The 15,889-nt window shown below is 62.5% G+C and carries 10 protein-coding genes; 2 read left to right on the top strand and 8 right to left on the bottom strand.

Annotated elements, in window-relative coordinates:
- Positions 1-50: 50 nt before the first annotated feature.
- Positions 51-2,732 carry a cation-translocating P-type ATPase gene (locus PMW67_RS00135; protein WP_271738456.1) on the bottom strand — a complete coding sequence of 894 codons (2,682 nt, stop codon included), beginning with the start codon at positions 2,730-2,732 and terminating at the stop codon, positions 51-53.
- 442 nt (positions 2,733-3,174) lie between these two features.
- On the opposite strand from PMW67_RS00135, the gene pyk reads away from it, so the two are divergent.
- A complete protein-coding gene (gene pyk / locus PMW67_RS00130) occupies positions 3,175-4,635 on the top strand; it encodes a pyruvate kinase (RefSeq protein WP_117637393.1) in 1,461 nt (486 codons plus the stop codon).
- Positions 4,636-4,837: 202 nt separating this feature from the next.
- Here the strand turns inward: pyk and PMW67_RS00125 are convergent, their stop codons facing one another.
- The 6 genes from PMW67_RS00125 to pheS form a co-directional block, all read right to left on the bottom strand.
- Positions 4,838-5,686 (bottom strand): hypothetical protein, encoded by an 849-nt coding sequence (locus tag PMW67_RS00125; protein ID WP_271738455.1) that lies wholly within the window; start codon positions 5,684-5,686, stop codon positions 4,838-4,840.
- A 79-nt stretch (positions 5,687-5,765) separates the two neighbouring features.
- Positions 5,766-6,533 (bottom strand): energy-coupling factor ABC transporter ATP-binding protein, encoded by a 768-nt coding sequence (locus PMW67_RS00120; protein ID WP_229077260.1) that lies wholly within the window; start codon positions 6,531-6,533, stop codon positions 5,766-5,768.
- Between the two features lie 46 nt (positions 6,534-6,579).
- On the bottom strand, positions 6,580-7,416 hold the full coding sequence (locus tag PMW67_RS00115) for an energy-coupling factor transporter transmembrane component T family protein (RefSeq protein WP_271738454.1): 837 nt from the start codon (positions 7,414-7,416) through the stop codon (positions 6,580-6,582).
- Positions 7,394-8,479 (bottom strand): cobalt transporter CbiM, encoded by a 1,086-nt coding sequence (cbiM, locus tag PMW67_RS00110; RefSeq protein ID WP_099432609.1) that lies wholly within the window; start codon positions 8,477-8,479, stop codon positions 7,394-7,396. The genes PMW67_RS00115 and cbiM overlap by 23 nt, the downstream gene beginning before the upstream one ends.
- Positions 8,480-8,725: 246 nt before the next feature.
- Positions 8,726-11,179, bottom strand: coding sequence for a phenylalanine--tRNA ligase subunit beta (gene pheT, locus PMW67_RS00105; RefSeq protein WP_271738453.1), 2,454 nt, complete (start codon positions 11,177-11,179; stop codon positions 8,726-8,728).
- 63 nt (positions 11,180-11,242) lie between these two features.
- Positions 11,243-12,319, bottom strand: coding sequence for a phenylalanine--tRNA ligase subunit alpha (gene pheS, locus PMW67_RS00100; RefSeq protein ID WP_117770495.1), 1,077 nt, complete (start codon positions 12,317-12,319; stop codon positions 11,243-11,245).
- 505 nt (positions 12,320-12,824) lie between these two features.
- Here pheS and PMW67_RS00095 point away from each other — a divergent pair.
- Positions 12,825-14,408 carry a carboxypeptidase M32 gene (locus tag PMW67_RS00095; protein ID WP_271738452.1) on the top strand — a complete coding sequence of 528 codons (1,584 nt, stop codon included), beginning with the start codon at positions 12,825-12,827 and terminating at the stop codon, positions 14,406-14,408.
- A gap of 97 nt (positions 14,409-14,505) precedes the next feature.
- Here PMW67_RS00095 and glmM read toward each other — a convergent pair whose 3' ends face one another.
- Entirely contained in the window at positions 14,506-15,837 is a 1,332-nt protein-coding gene (gene glmM / locus PMW67_RS00090) for a phosphoglucosamine mutase (protein ID WP_271738451.1), read from the bottom strand.
- Between the last annotated feature and the right edge of the window lie 52 nt (positions 15,838-15,889).

Genomic DNA, 15,889 nt, shown 5'->3' with positions numbered 1-15,889 from the left:
GAGGACCAGCGAAGAAGAAAACACGCAGGGGCGGGCCCGGACAGGTTAACTTACTCCTTCTCGACCGCGCGCATGATCGCCTTGTAGATCTCCATCAGCGGGATGATCAGGAAGGCCAGGCCCAGCGCGGCAAGAACGCCCTTGAGCTCAAGCGTCACAGGGCCAAAGAACATCTCGGCAAGCGTCGGCTGTACGGTCACGATCACCGTCAGCACCAGCGCCAGCGCAGCGGAAGCCCACAGCCACTTGTTCTGCTTCTTCATGGTGAACAGCGACGCACGACGGCTGCGCATATTGAAGCAGTGGAAAATCTCGACCATGTTGAGCGTGATGAACGCCATCATCACGCCTTCCTCGTCGGCATTGCCGGCGATCATATCAGCGATGTGAATGTAGCCCATGTCAAAGTACACGCCCACAAAGAAGCTCGCCAGCACCAGCACGGTGATGATCAGACCCTGGACCACGCAGTCCAGACCCATATGTCCGGCGAAGACACCGTCCTTAGCGTTGCGCGGCTTGCGCTTCATAATGTCGCCCTCGGCGTCCTCCATGCCCAGCGCGAGCGCGGGGAAACAGTCGGTAACCAGGTTCACCCACAGCAGCTGCACCGGCTGGAAGATGGTAAAGCCGATGAGCGTGGCGATAAACACCGAGAAGACCTCGGCAAGGTTTGCCGAAAGCAGGAACTGGATGACCTTGCGGATGTTGTCGTAGATGCGACGGCCCTCTTCGCAGGCACCGATGATGGTGGCGAAGTTGTCATCGGCAAGCACCATGTCGGCGACGTTCTTGGTGACGTCGGTACCGGTGATGCCCATGCCAACGCCGATGTCGGCGCGCTTGATGGACGGGGCGTCGTTGACGCCGTCGCCCGTCATGGCCACGATCTGGTCGCGCGACTTCCAAGCCTCGACGATGCGGGTCTTGTGCTCGGGCTGAACGCGGGCGTACACGCCGTAGTCCTCGATGTGCGCGTCGAGTTCCTCGTCGCTCATGCGGTCGAGGTCGGCGCCCGTGATGGCCTGGCTGCGATCGGTGACGATACCCAGCTGCTTGGCGATGGCCACGGCGGTGTCGATGTGGTCGCCCGTAATCATGACGGTGCGGATACCGGCATCGTGGGCCTCGCGGATGGCGTCGGCGACCTCGGGGCGGACCGGGTCAATCATGCCGGACAGGCCGCAGAAGACCAGGTCGTGCTCGAGCGCAGCGGGGCTGCAGTCGGCCGGGACCTCGGTGTAGGTGCGGCTTGCCAGCGCCAGCACGCGCAGGGCCTCGTCGGCCATGGCCTTGTTGGCGGCCACGAGCTCGGCGCGACGCTCCTCGGTCAGCGGAACGACCTTGTCGCCCTCGTAGATATGGGTGCACAGGCCGATCACCACGTCGGGCGCGCCCTTGGTGTACTGCTCATACTCGCCGTCCAGGGTCTCGACGACCACGGACATCATCTTGCGGCCCGAGTCAAACGGGGCCTCGCCCACGCGCGGATGCTCGGCAGTCAGGCCAGTGAGCCCCGCCTTGCCGGCATCGTTGACGAGCGCACACTCGGTCGGCTCACCCACGGCCTCGCCCAGCTCCTCGTCCCACTGGGCGTCGGAGCACAGAGCCATGCCGGCCAGGAACTTCTCCTTAGGCGCAGCGAGCTCGTGCTTGACGACGGTCATCTTGTTCTGGGTGAGGGTACCGGTCTTGTCGGAGCAGATGGTCTGCGTGCAGCCAAGGGTCTCGACGGCAGAGAGCTTGCGGATAATCGCCTGACGCTTGGCCATCTTGGTCACGCCGAGCGACAGCACGATGGTCACGACGGCAACCAGGCCCTCGGGGATGGCGGCGACGGCAAGCGAGACAGCGACCATAAAGGTGTCGAGCAGCGCGGTCGGATCGGTGAGAACGTTGCCCACGCCGTGGCGGATGATGTCGACGCCAAAGATGACGACGCAGATGACGATAACCATGATGGTAAGGATGCGGCTGAGCTCGGCGAGCTTCACCTGCAGCGGCGTGAGCTCTTCCTTGGCCTCGGCCAGGGCGCCGGCGATCTTGCCCATCTCGGTGTTCATACCGGTGCCGACCACGACGGCGCGACCGCGGCCGTATACCACGGTGGAACCCATGTAGCACATGTTCTTGCGGTCGCCGAGCGGCACGTCGTCGGTGCCGGCGGCGAGCTCGATCACGTTGGCATGCTTCTCGACGGGCACGGACTCGCCGGTAAGGGCGGCCTCCTCGATCTTCATCGTGGCGCTCTCGAGCACGCGGCAGTCGGCCGGGACGGAGTCGCCCGCCTCGAGCATGATCACGTCACCGGGCACGAGCTCGGCGCTCGGCAGGTGCACGAGCTTGCCGTCGCGCAGCACCTTGGACTGCGCCGCGCTCATCTCCTGCAGGGCCTCGAGAGCCTCCTCGCTTTTAGCCTCCTGGACCACGCCCAGCACCGAGTTGACGATAACGACGAACATGATGATGGCGACATCGGCAAAGTCCGCCTCGCCCTTGACCATACCCGTGAGCGCGCTGATGACGGCGGCAACGATCAACATGATGACCATGGGGTCGGCCATCTGCTCAAAGAAACGCTTCCACAGCGGTGTCTTCTCGGCTTCCTCGAGCTTGTTAGGGCCTGTCTTGGCGAGGCGCGACGACGCCTCGTCGTTGCTCAGGCCGAGGTTCTCATCGACGCCCTGGTCGCTGAGCACCTCCGCCGCGGCGGACAGGTATTCCTTTTGCATATAGAGTCCCCTCCTGGGATTCGGGCCACTCAGCAGATTGATGCCCGATCATAATTCCCAGGAGAAGGGCAAGGGCTCATCAAGGCTGCCGTGCTGAGCGGCAGTTGATAGTGGAGCTATGGTACCCCAAAGCGACGCGTCTAGCCAAAACAATCGGTTTGGAAATATGGTCCGCACGCAACGGTGCAGACCGTGTGATGCTCAACATTGGTAAAACGTTTTTTCTTCGGCACATCGCCAAACTGACATATCTCCCAGATAGCAGCGGTTGGAGTGGTTGGTAAAGATTTTTCATATACCGTTTTTCCCGCAAAAAATGAACTTCCATTTCGGCATACGGTCGATTTTTTGGGGTATTCGGTCGGCATTTCGTTATAATCATCTCGGTTTTATTTCTTATGGTTTATCTATCAGCGCAAGACGATGTCAGATGGAGGTCTGAATGTACAAGCGCACTAAGATTGTATGCACCATGGGTCCCGCCTGCGATAGCGACGAGACCATCCGCGAGATGATCAAGGCGGGCATGAACGTCGCCCGTTTTAACTTCTCGCACGGCTCCTACGACGAGCACCACGGTCGCATCGAGCGCGTCCGCCGTATTTCCAAGGAGCTCGGTCTGCCTGTCGGCATCCTGCTCGACACCAAGGGCCCCGAGGTCCGCACCGGCCTTCTGGTCGACGGCAAGAAGGTTGCCGTCAAGACCGGCGATAAGATCGTCGTCACCGCTCAGCCCACGTCCGAGGATTTCCACGGCACCGCTGAGCACATCTCCCTCGACTACCTGGCTCTGCCTTCCGAGGTCGAGAAGGGCTCCCTCATCCTGATCGATGACGGCCTGGTTGCCCTCGAGGTCGAGTCCGTCAGCGGCCAGGACATGACCTGCGTCGTTAAGAACGACGGCCTGATCGGCGAGCGCAAGGGCGTCAACATGCCCAACGTCAACATCTCGCTGCCCGCCATCACCGAGCGCGATCGTCAGGACATCCTCTTTGGCCTGACCGAGAACATCGACTACATCGCCGCTTCCTTCATCCGTGACGGCGAGTCCGTCCGCGGCATCCGCAAGCTTTGCCGCGAGAACGGTGGCGAGCACGTGACGATCTTCCCGAAGATCGAGTGCGCCCTGGGCGTCGAGAACTTCGACGAGATCCTCGAGGCTTCCGACGGCATCATGGTCGCCCGTGGCGACCTGGGTATCGAGATCAAGCCCGAGCTCGTTCCGCACATCCAGAAGGAGATCATCGCCAAGTGCAACGCGGCCTACAAGCCCGTTATCACCGCTACGCAGATGCTCGACTCCATGCAGCAGAACCCGCGCCCGACGCGCGCGGAGGTTGCCGACGTTGCTAACGCCATCTACGACGGCACCGACGCCGTTATGCTCTCTGGCGAGTCCGCTGCCGGTAAGTACCCGGTCGAGGCCGTTAAGATGCAGGCCAGCATTGCTCTCGAGACCGAGAAGTACCTCCCGGCCCACGCTCCGCTCGAGGTTCCGGCCGACGCTCACGGCACCCGCGTCGTCAACAACGTTGTGGGTATGTCCGCTGTGAACATGGCCACCACCGTTGGCGCCAAGTGCATCACCGTGCCGACGACCACCGGTCGTACCGCACGCCTGATCTCGCACTTCCGTCCCAACATGCCGATCTGCGCGTTCTCCCGCCACGAGTGGGCCGTCCAGCAGATGATCATGTACTGGGGCGTTATCCCGCACCAGGCCGAGATTACCCAGGGCACCGTCAACGGCACGATCGTCAAGGCGATCGAGACCGCTAAGGAGCTCGGCTACGTCGAGGCCGGCGATCTGACCGTCGCTACCGCCGGCGATCCCCGCATGAGTGTTCAGCTCGAGGACAAGGTCTCCTCGACCAACGTCGCTTACGTCGCTCAGGTGCGCTAAATCGCACTTGCAAGCACGCTTGCATTGCAAAAGGGCCCGGAAGGCTTTGCCTTCCGGGCCCTTTTTAGACCTTCTTCGTATGCCGCATCATCGATTTGTGTTCAGTCGCAAGCCTCTCCGATGCCGAGCGCACCACCGAAGACGCCCTGCGACGGGAGCTGTTGGTCAATTGGGATGAGCTGTTCACCGTCAAGCCGGCCGGCTAGCAGCTAGCGATCAGAGGGACTGCGGGGACGTCAGAAGCGGCAACGCGAGCCGCAAAGCCCGCCTCGGTCAGCTCGATCACCTCGGTAAACGTCGCGTCGAAGAACTCCTCGGTCAGCAGGCGGTATGGCGGATGGTCGGGCTCACCGGGGTTTTCTCGCACGATCTCGTGCATAACGCCGATGGTCTTGAGCACATACTCCTTATGGATGGGATACTGCCCAAAACGCGTCGCCGCAGTATACAGGCGATCGGTCGCGCGCGGAATCGAAACAATGCCGAGCGTCTTGCCAAACCAGTCAAAGTCACCTTGCTTTTTAATGCGGAACTCCTCGCACGGCTTGCCGCCGTGCGCCTCCAGGTACTGATTCACGCGCGTATTCCATACGGTATCGGCCACCAGATGCGACCAGACACCCAGTGTCAAATCGAGCAACGACTGCGCCACATCTTCGGATGCAAGCGAGAACTCACAGGCGCCGGGACCGGCAACCGGCTCGGCATCCCTGTAGCGCTGGGGATAGTGCACGCGATTCAGTCGCTCGCGCTCCTCGACAATCGAGGTAGCCGCGGCTGGCGCACCGGTGGGCGAACTTTTAAGCAACGGTGCCACATAGGTATCCCAGAACTCATGCTCACGAGGCTTAGGGATAGGCTCGGGCTTTGCAAAGTGCGTAATGCGGTACGGGATGGGATCGGCGATGCCAGGGACCATATAGCCCACGAAAATATCCGGAACCACGCAGCCAAACAAAAAGGCATTGCGGTCGCGCACGCTATTGGCAAGCGCACCGGTGCGCTCCAGCAAACGCTCCGTCTGAGCGATATGAATGTTCCAGCTTGGCATAGCCACCCCCATAAAAACCTGGATAACTATACCATCACGGCAAAGCCGCGCGGGCGGCTACGCACGCTCTACGCAGCAACTAGTCCGTAGCACCGCTTTCGGTTCCATACGACGGCGAAGGTGCCTCGACCACATGGTGGTATCGATCGATATAGATGGCGCGGGCACCCAGGCGTCGCACCAAATCCTGATGATGTGTACTCATCAAGACCGTCTTACCGGCAGCAACATAGGCCAGCAGGAAGTTGACCACGATGTCGCAAGAGTCCTCGTCAAGTCCATTGGTAGGCTCGTCGAGCACCAGGATATCGGGGTTCATCGACACGACGGCAGCCAGCGCAACACGCTTCTTTTGCCCGCCCGAAAGCTGATAAGGCGAGGCATCGACCAGATCGGTAACCTGGAACAGTTCCATGGCATCGCGCACGCGGCGCTCGAGCTCGTCTGCCGGCAGCCCCATCTGCGCGGGACCAAAAGCAACTTCCTCGCCCACCGTAGCGCAAAAGAGCTGGGCATCGGCATTCTGGAACACAAAGCCCACGCGCTGATGAAAACGCTGAGCAGCCGCGGAATCCTTTAGAAACGCCGCATCGATCACATGCCCGTCGAACAGGTATGCCCCTGCGTCCGCGAGCTCAAGGCCGTTGATAAGGCGCATGATCGTCGTCTTGCCGCAGCCGTTGGGACCGAGCAGGGCAACGAGTTCACCACGATCGACCTGCAGCGACACACCATCGACAACCGTATGCCCCGCATAGGAGAACACCACGTCGCGCAGCTCGATGAGCGGCATGGCCTCGGCGCGCGCGCCGTTCGTGCCCGCCGCACTATTCATATCGATCGTCAAAACGTCGCCCTTCCCTATTTGCATCCCCAGTCGAAACCAGCAGCGTCTACAGCACGGCGCACAACACTGCCAGCAGCGCCACGCCGGCCGCATAGACCGCATCGCGCCAGCCAAACCCGACACGCGCGGGCGCCGGATACGCACCGGCAAAGCCGCGGCAAAGCATAGCCTCGTCCATCGCGCTGCTGCATTCCATCGCCTTGATAAACGTCATGCCCATGATACCCGCCAGCGAGTCGGTGCGCGAAAAACCCGCAGGCGCACGACCCACGCTGCGCAGCATGACCGATTCGCACAGATTGTGCGCCGTGCGACCCAGCACCTCGATGTGCTTGAGCGCCATATCAAACGTAAAGATAACTTCGTCGGGTAGATGCAGCATCTTGAGCGACGCCGACATGCGGCTCCACGTGAGGGTCCACGAAACGCCCAGCACTAGCGACACATTAATGAAGGTCTTGAGCGCAATCTTGAGCATGGCGCCCGCGGCAGAAGCGTCCAGCAGCAAGGCGGGCAGCGCCAGAACCACCGCGAGCCCCGCAGCGCCAAGCGCCGGCACAAAGGTTGCCCGCAGTCCGCGTACGGGGCGCACGGCAACGAGCACCAGTGCGATAGCCGCCATCAGCATGAGGTACAGCGGGCTCTGCGTCAGACACACGCACAGGACGCAAACGAACATCCCCACCAGGCGCACCGGAGCCGAAACGCAAGAAAGGGCGCGGTCGACCATCGACCCGCCCTCGTGCGCGCCTCCACCCAGGCGAACCCGCTCAAGCAGGCTCGCCAGGTGCAGGACATTCTTTTGCATCACTCGATGCCGAACCCCCGCGGGCTCGTATCGCTCCTCGGCCGCAAGCCAGCTAGGCAGCTTGGCTATTGCCATGAGCACCGCTTTCCTTGACCGTCAGCGAAATCAGACGGAATGCGATGGTGAGCACCGCCACGCCAATCACGCCCGAAAGAATATACATCGCGGCCTGGCCGGCAAAGCCAAGACCCTGCTCCTCGGAATAGGCCTGCAGATAATCGCCCGTGGGCAGAGCGTCGGCAAAGGTCGGGGTATCGAGGCCGACCGAAGTCTGCAGACTGTTGTCACCAGCCTCCTGAACGGCGGTCGCGGCGCCCTCGGCGTCCCACTCACCCCAGGCGTCACCCGTGGCCAGCAGGCCCAGCGGCGTGGCCACGACAAGCACGGCAACCAGGATGAGTGTGGGGACCAGCGAGGTCTTCTTGGCAGCAGCGCCCTCGGCAGCAAGCTGGCCATCGACGGCCTCGGGCCCGACGATAACGCTCGGCGCCGTCTTCTTAATGAAACCGTAAATCGCAGCCGTCGCCACGCCCTCGACCACGCCGGCAACCAGCATATGCGGGATCATCATGGCAGGAATGGCAATAGACAACGGGAAGGGGCAGTACAGCGGCGCGCCCGAAGCGTTGGTAAAGAGCATCGGCTGAATACCAAACTCGATTGCCGCGCACAGGGCCGCCAGGCACAGGCCGACCCAGCCGCTTACGATGGCCGAAACCGAGGTGCCCCAGCTCTTGTCGTGCAGACGGCTGTTGAGCGCACGGAACACGATAGCAGCGGCAAACGGCAGCACGAAGGCCATGTTAAAGCAGTTGGCGCCAAAGGACAGGATGCCGCCGTCGCCAAACAGTAGTGCCTGTAGCGCCAGCGCGACCGAGACAGCAATGGCCGCGGCCTCCGGGCCCAGCAGCAGCGCGATGAGCGCGCCGCCGACGGCGTGACCCGTGGTGCCGCCGGGCAGCGGCACGTTGAACATCATGAGCAAGAAGGAAAATGCGGCGCAGATGCCCAGGAAAGCCATGTGCTCGCGATCGAGCGTGGCACGCACCTTTTTGATGCAGTGGACCCAAACGGGCACCATTGCCACTGCCATGACGGCATCCGTCTGCGGGGACAGATAATTATCTGGAATGTGCATGGGCGCCTCCCGGTTATCGGCGCACAGAATTGCAACGCCGCTTAAATCACCTTGTCAGTGTTACGCATTGTAAGATTCGTAACACGCCGCGGGCTATCATAGCAAAACGGCGCACTGCCGACAAAGCAGCACGCCGTTATGTAATGCGCGTGTCATATATGAAGGCTCAACGGTGCCTTATATCGAGCATAGCGGTCACGTAAGACTCGGCGGCAACCACCGCTGACCCATACCCCAGCGCAAGCCCTATCCGCGGACCTCGCCGTTTACGCCCTTGCATACCTTGGTGACGATCTTCTGGTGCGCCTTCTCGACCTCTTCGCTGGTGAGCGTGTGGTCGTCGGAGCGATACGTAAGCGCAAAGGCCATGGACTTCTTGCCCGCTCCGATGCGGATGGGATCGCGGTAGACGTCGAACAGGCGCACGCCCTCGAGCAGCTTGCCGCCGGCGCTGGTAATGCGGCGCTCAAGATCCTCGCAGGTCACAGCATTGTCGACCACGATAGCAAGGTCGTGCTCAACAGCCGGGTACTGCGAGAACTCGCGGTAGTTCTCCTGATTGCGGGCGCCCTTGATCAGCTTGTCCAGATCGAGCTCAAAGGCAACGACGACCTCATCGATGCCCATCGCCTCGCGCGCCTCGGGGTGAATCTCGCCGACCCAGCCCAGTACGGTGCCGCCGGACAGAACCTCGGCCGCACGACCCGGCTGCAAGAAAGCGTAGCCCTCGCCCTCGACGGGACGGAAGCGAACCTTCTCGATGCGCAGCTGGGCGAGCAGCTCCTCGACAATGCCCTTGCCAAAGAAGAAACGCAGCTTGCGGTACTTCATGTTCCAGGACTGCTCGCTCCACTGGCCCGAGAGCACGCCCGCCACGGACTTGGTCTCCTTGGGCAGGCTGGCGTTCTCGCGACCGTGGAACAGGCTGCCGACCTCGTACAGGTGCACGTTGGGCGTGCCGTGGGCCTCGTTATAGGCCACGGACTGCAGCAGGCCCGGCAACAGCGAACGACGCATCTCGGTCTGCTCGGCTACCAGCGGGTTCATGAGCACCACGGGGCAACCGCGACCCTCGGTGGACATACCGATCTTCTCCAGGTCGCCCGGGGCGGCAAAGCCGAAAGTCGTGGTCTCGTTGAGGCCGCAGGCGCGCAGGATCTCGCCGACCTTGCGGGTGAGCTTCTGCTCGCGGGTCAGGCCGCCGATGTGGTTCTTGGCAGCCGGGATGGTCGCCGTCACACGGCCCATGCCCCACAGGCGCAGGACCTCCTCGATCAGGTCGATCTCGCGCGGCAGGTCGGGACGGAAGCTCGGCGGGGTGACCATGAAGTCATCGCCGTCGCGCTCGACGGTGCAGCCCAGGCGGGTGAGCGAACGCTCGATAAACTCGGGCTCGATGTCGGCACCGCAGATGGCATGCACGCGGGCCAGGCGCAGCTTGATGCTGTCGATAGTCTTGGGCGCAGGGAAAACGTCGACATAGCCGGGAGCAACCTCGCCGCCGGCGATCTCCTCGATGAGCGCGCAGGCAACGTTGGCGACGTCCACGCAGCCGGTCTCGTCAACCTGGCGCTCAAAGCGAATGGAGGCGTCAGAGATCAGGGACAGGTCGCGGCTGGTGTGCGAGGTGCGACCGGCGTTGAAGCAGGCACTCTCGACCATCACATCGACGGTGTCGTCCTCGATCTCGGAATCCATGCCGCCCATAACGCCGGCCAGCGCCACGGGGCGCTCGCCGTCGGTGATGAGACCCATGCCGGCGTCGAGCGTGCGCTCCTCGCCGTCGAGCGTCGTGAACTTCTCATCCTGCTGGGCGGCGCGGACCACCACACGACGGCGGCCATCGCGCTCGGCAAAGGTGTCCAGGTCAAAGGCGTGCAGCGGCTGACCGGTGAGCATCATCACGTAGTTGGTGATATCGACAATGTTGTTGTGCGGGCGCACGCCCAGGGCGTTGAGGCGCTTGACCATCCAGTCGGGCGAGGGGCCGACCTTCACGTTGCGCACGATGCGGGCGACGTAGCGGTCGCACAGGCCCTCGTCGGCAATCTCGACCGAAAGCTCGTCGTCGGTCGCGCGGCCGGTCTCGGCCTTGATGGCAGGCAGCTCAACGTGGAAATCGCGGTCGAAGATGGCGCCGGTCTCGCGGGCCATGCCGATCATGGACAGGCAATCGGGACGGTTGGGCGTGATCTCGCAGTCAAGCACGGTATCGCTCGAGCCCACGTACTCGGCAAACGGCATGCCGCAGGGCGTATCCTCGGGCAGGATCATAATGCCGGAGTGGTCGCCGCCCAGGCCGAGCTCGCGCGCGGAGCAGTTCATGCCCATGGACACGACGCCGCGAAGCTTGCTCTTCTTGATCTTGACGTCGCCGGGCAGGACAGCGCCGATCATGGCCGTGACGATGTGGTCGCCGGCCTCGAAGTTCTGCGCGCCGCAGACGATCTGCAGCGGAGCGGGATTGCCGTCGGCGTCGAGGTTCTTGTCACCCACGTCGACCGAGCACACATACATGTGGTCGCTATCGGGGTGCGGGGTCTTGGTAAGCACCTGGGCGGTCACCACGTGGTCGAAGGACTCGCCCACGGTGTCGATCGCCTCGACCTCGGTGCCGGTACGGATATATTCGTCCGAAAGGGTCTTGGGATCCTCCGGAATATCGATCATGGTCTTGAGCCAGTCGTAAGAAACACGCATCTAACTGGTCTCCTTTCATAAATGCGGCTTTGAGCCGGAAACTGCAACTAAGAAGAAAGCGTTCTAGAACTGGTTCAAGAACCTCATGTCACCAGTCATCAACGTGCGCAGGTCGGGCAGGTCGTAGCGCAGTGCCGCGACGCGCTCGGCGCCAATACCAAAGGCGAAGCCGGTGTACTTCTCGGGGTCGATGCCGCAGTTGATCAGGACGTTGGGGTCGACCATGCCGCAGCCCAGGATCTCGATCCAGCCGCTGTGCTTGCAGAAGTTGCAGCCCTTGCCGCCACACACGTGGCAGCTCACGTCCACCTCGCAGGAAGGCTCGGTGAAGGGGAAGAAGTGCGGGCGATAGCGCGTCTTGCGATCCTCGCCAAACATGCACTTAACAAAGTAGTCGAGCGTGCCCTTAAGATCGCCAAAGGTGATGCCCTCGTCGACGACCAGGCCCTCGATCTGGTTGAACTGCGGCAGGTGGCAGGCGTCGGCCGTGTCGGGACGATAGACGGTGCCCGGGCAGATCATGTAGATGGGCGGCTTTTGCGACTCCATGGTGTGGATCTGCACACCCGAGGTCTGGGTGCGCAGCAGTACGTCGGACTCGCCGTGGGCGTGAGCCTCGGGGTGTGCGACGCTACCGGGGTTGTTGTCGACCACATAGAACGTGTCGCGAGCCGAGCGGCTCGGGTGATCCATGGGCGCGTTGAGCGCGGTGAAGTTGTAGTAGGAGGTATCGACCATGGGGCCGGACTCGACGGTGTAGCCGATGCCGCAGAAGATATCCTCGGCCTCCTCGATGATCTGCTTGATCAGGTGCTGGTGACCGATCTGCGGACGGATGCCCGGCAGCGTGATGTCGACGGCCTCGTGCTCGAGTGCGTGCTTGAGGGCGGCGGCCTTCATCTCGGTGGTGCGCTCGTCGAGCATGCCCTCGATCAGCTGGCGCATCTCGTTGGCGCGTTTGCCCATCATGGGACGATCCTCGGGGGCGAGCTTGCCCATCATGCGCATCAGGCCGGTGATACGGCCCTTGCGACCGAGCAGCTCAACGCGCGCAGCCTCGAGCTTGGCGGCGTCGTCGGCGCTAGTGACGAGCTCCTTGGCCTCTTCCTCGAGTTTGACCAGATCATCAATCAGACTCATGTCTTCCCTTTCGTCTCTCGCGTTCCCCGCTTGCCGAGGCGGCTGCCGCCGTCTGACGTTGCGAAAACGCGGCCCGGTTCGGTAACAAAAAACCGCCCTCGGGCATGTGCATTGCCCAAGGACGGTTGAATTCCGCGGTACCACCTTGTTTGACCCGGCGGATGTCTGGCCCGCCGCGCCCACTCTTTGCCCCTTGTCGCGAGGCTCACGGCTTCCCTACTGGGGCTTCGCCGCCGCTGGCCGCGTGCCCGTTGAGGTTGCTGCTCGGGAGTGAACGCTTGGCCCTTGCCACCGCAGGAAGGCTTGCAGCCCATGACCTTCCCTCTCTTGCCGGCGACGCGACGGGCAAAACCCTCTCCGTCAACGCATTGGGCTATAGGATAACACATTCTGCGAGCATATCGCCGCGTTCCGTTTTGTTAGCGCTGGGTACAAGGCAGGTAGCTGTGCAAAACTGGCCGCGCGCCCACCTGCGGCGCTCGACCTGCGAGATTAAGGATACGGTATGGGAAAGAAACTCGATAAGAAGGCCCAAGCCGCCGTGGCAAAGGCTGCCAAGGGCGTCAAGGCCGCTAAAGTCGATAAGGCCGTCAAAAAATTCCGCAAGCTCGAGGGCAAGCTGTGGACTCGCGAGTACCTGCTCAAGATTGCCGAGTTCGATGGAGCGACGATTGCTCCCGCCAACGGTGCCGCCGCCCGTGCCGACGCCATGGGCACCCTTGCCGGCGAGCATCACAAGCTGCTGACCAGCGAGAAGTCCGTTGAGCTCGTACGCTCGTTAGCGCGCGAGACGGTTGCAGGCGGACACGTAGACGACCCGCAGCTGCTTGACGAGATCCGCGTGCTCGGCCGCGATCAACGCGAGGCAAGCGTTATTCCTACCGAGGAGGCCGAGGCCTGGACCAGGCTCACCTGCGAGGCCGACGCCGTGTGGCACAAAGCCAAGACGGCCAACGACTGGGCGAGCTTTGAGCCCTATGTGGATAGAATCGTCGCCCAACTTAAGCATCAGGCAGAGCTCATGGATCCCAAGCGCGACCCCTACGATGTTTGGCTCGACCAGTACGAGCGCGGCCTTTCCGCCAAGAGCTTCGACGCGTTTTGCGAGGAGGTCAAGGCCACGGTCGTGCCGCTCGTGCACGCCATCGGCGAGCGCGGCCAGCAGCCCGCTGCCGACTTTTTGCATGCCCGCGTGCCCGAGGCTGCCCAGCGTGCCATGAGCTTCGATCTGATGAAGCTTGTCGGCCTGAACCTGGACGACACCACGCTCGCCTTTACCGAGCACCCGTTTAGCGAGGGCTTTGCCGTGGGTGATGCGCGCATCGCGACGCACATCTACGAGAACGACTGCATCTCCAACGTCTTCAGCATCATCCACGAGGCAGGACACGCCATGTACGAGCTGGGCGTCAATCCCGCCTATGCGCGCACCTGTCTTGAGGGCGGCACCTCCATGGGCATCCACGAGAGCCAGAGCCGCTTTTTCGAGAACACCGTGGGTCGCAGCCGCGCCTTTATGGGACCGCTGCTCGAGGTGCTGCGCCGCCACGCACCCGAGGTCTACGGCGACGTCGACGAGGACACGCTCTACCACGCCGTGAACATCGCGCAGCCTTCGCTGATCCGCACCGAGGCCGACGAGCTCACCTATCCGCTGCACGTTATGGTGCGCTACGAGATCGAGCGCATGCTGTTTGCCGGCGAGGCCACAGCCAAGGATATCCCCGCGCTTTGGAACCGCTTCATGGATGAGTACCTGGGCATTCCCGTTCCCGACGACACGCACGGCTGCCTACAGGATACGCACTGGAGCGGCGGCTCGTTTGGCTACTTCCCCACCTATGCGCTGGGCAGCGCCTACGACGCCATGTTTGTGCCGGCCATGTGCCGCGACGGTGTCGACCTCAACGGCGCCTGTGCGAGCGGCGACCTGACACCCGTCCGCGCCTGGCTGGGCGAGCACATTTGGCAGTGGGGCCGCGCCAAGGACGCGCCGGAGCTCATCAAGGGCGCGTGCGGCATGGCGTTCGATGCCCGCTACTACTGCAGCTACCTGCAGGACAAGTTCACCACGCTCTACGAGCTGTAAGGCATAACCGACACGTCAACGCAAAGGGGGCGCCGCGGAACCAATCCGCGGCGCCCCCTTTCCACCTAGTTGTTTAAGAACGTCCCCAATGACTACCTTACAGAGCTTCCAGCGCGGCGGCGATGCGCTTCATGGCGGCATCGGCGGATGCTTGGTCGGGCGCCTCGGCCAGCACGCGGATAACCGACTCGGTTCCGCTCTTGCGTACGAGCACGCGGCCCTCGCCCGCCAGCGACGCCTCGGCCTCGGCGATGGCGTTCTGCACGCCCATGTTCTCGAGCGCGGCGTCCTTGTCCGCCACGTGCACGGCCACCTGCGCCTGCGGCAGCAGCTTACACGGAGCCGTGAGCTGCGAGAGCGTCTCACGCTCGGCACGAATCACTTCCATCACGCGCAGCGAGGTCATAATGCCGTCGCCCGTGCGCTCGATATCGCCAAAGATCGTATGGCCCGTCTGCTCGCCACCCAGGCTGTAGCCGCCCTCGCGCATCTTGGCATACACGTGACGGTCGCCCACACCGCTGGTCACGGCGCTCAGACCGGCAAGCTCCAGCGACTTGACCAGGCCAAAGTTGCTGGCAATCGTCGGCACCACGGTACCGCCCGAGAGTCGCCCGTGCTTGTTCAGATACACGCCGCACACGTACAGGATCTGATCGCCGTCTACCACGCGACCGCGCTCGTCCACGGCCAGGCAGCGATCGGCATCGCCGTCATAGGCAAAGCCCACGTCCAGGCCCTGCTCCACCACATGGCGCTGCAGGCGCTCAATATGCGTAGAGCCGCAGTCGACATTGATGTTAAAGCCGTCGGGCGCGGCGTTGATCACGCGCACGTCGGCGCCCAGTGCGTCGAACACCGGCTTGGCCACCGAGGATGCCGAGCCGTTGGCGCAGTCGATACCGATCTTGACGCCCTGCAGCGAAAAGTTCGCGCTGGCGATGAGCGAGGCAATATAGCGGTTGCGGCCCTGCATGTAGTCCACCGTGGCGCCGATATGGTTGCCCGTTGCCAGCGGTACCTCGCTCTTGCCATCGATGTAGTCCTCGATGAGCTCCAGTACGTCCTCGTCCATCTTAAAACCGTCGCTGTTGACGAGCTTAATGCCGTTATCGCAAAACGGGTTGTGGCTTGCGCTGATCATGATGCCGCAATCGAAGCAGCCCTCCACGGTCTGATGCGCCACGCCCGGCGTCGGGATCACATGCAGCATATAGGCGTCCGCACCGCTCGCGACCAGGCCGCTCACCAGCGCCGCCTCGAACATATAACTCGAGCGACGCGTGTCCTTGCCCACGATCACGCGCGCCTTGCGCTCGCGGTTGGCGCCGTAATACCAGCCCACAAAACGACCAATCTTATAAGCGTGCTCTACCGTCAGCCCAACGTTGGCCTCACCACGAAAGCCGTCGGTGCCAAAGTACTTCATGCGCTCTCCTTACAAAATAGGGGCGAACAGATTGCCTGTCCGCCCCAAAATG

The sequence above is a fragment of the Collinsella aerofaciens genome (assembly GCF_028209395.1).
GTDB lineage: Bacteria > Actinomycetota > Coriobacteriia > Coriobacteriales > Coriobacteriaceae > Collinsella > Collinsella aerofaciens_AZ.
The sequence above is the reverse complement of the archived record's forward strand: the minus strand, read 5'-3'. Positions and strand labels throughout refer to the sequence as shown.

Excerpts from the sequence above, each read along its gene's own strand:
- PMW67_RS00135 (WP_271738456.1), bottom strand. The coding sequence starts at position 2,732 with ATGCAAAAGGAATACCTGTCCGCCGCGGCGGAGGTGCTCAGCGACCAG.
- pyk (WP_117637393.1), top strand. The coding sequence starts at position 3,175 with ATGTACAAGCGCACTAAGATTGTATGCACCATGGGTCCCGCCTGCGAT.
- PMW67_RS00125 (WP_271738455.1), bottom strand. The coding sequence starts at position 5,686 with ATGCCAAGCTGGAACATTCATATCGCTCAGACGGAGCGTTTGCTGGAG.
- PMW67_RS00115 (WP_271738454.1), bottom strand. The coding sequence starts at position 7,416 with ATGGCAATAGCCAAGCTGCCTAGCTGGCTTGCGGCCGAGGAGCGATAC.
- cbiM (WP_099432609.1), bottom strand. The coding sequence starts at position 8,479 with ATGCACATTCCAGATAATTATCTGTCCCCGCAGACGGATGCCGTCATG.
- pheT (WP_271738453.1), bottom strand. The coding sequence starts at position 11,179 with ATGCGTGTTTCTTACGACTGGCTCAAGACCATGATCGATATTCCGGAG.
- pheS (WP_117770495.1), bottom strand. The coding sequence starts at position 12,319 with ATGAGTCTGATTGATGATCTGGTCAAACTCGAGGAAGAGGCCAAGGAG.
- PMW67_RS00095 (WP_271738452.1), top strand. The coding sequence starts at position 12,825 with ATGGGAAAGAAACTCGATAAGAAGGCCCAAGCCGCCGTGGCAAAGGCT.
- glmM (WP_271738451.1), bottom strand. The coding sequence starts at position 15,837 with ATGAAGTACTTTGGCACCGACGGCTTTCGTGGTGAGGCCAACGTTGGG.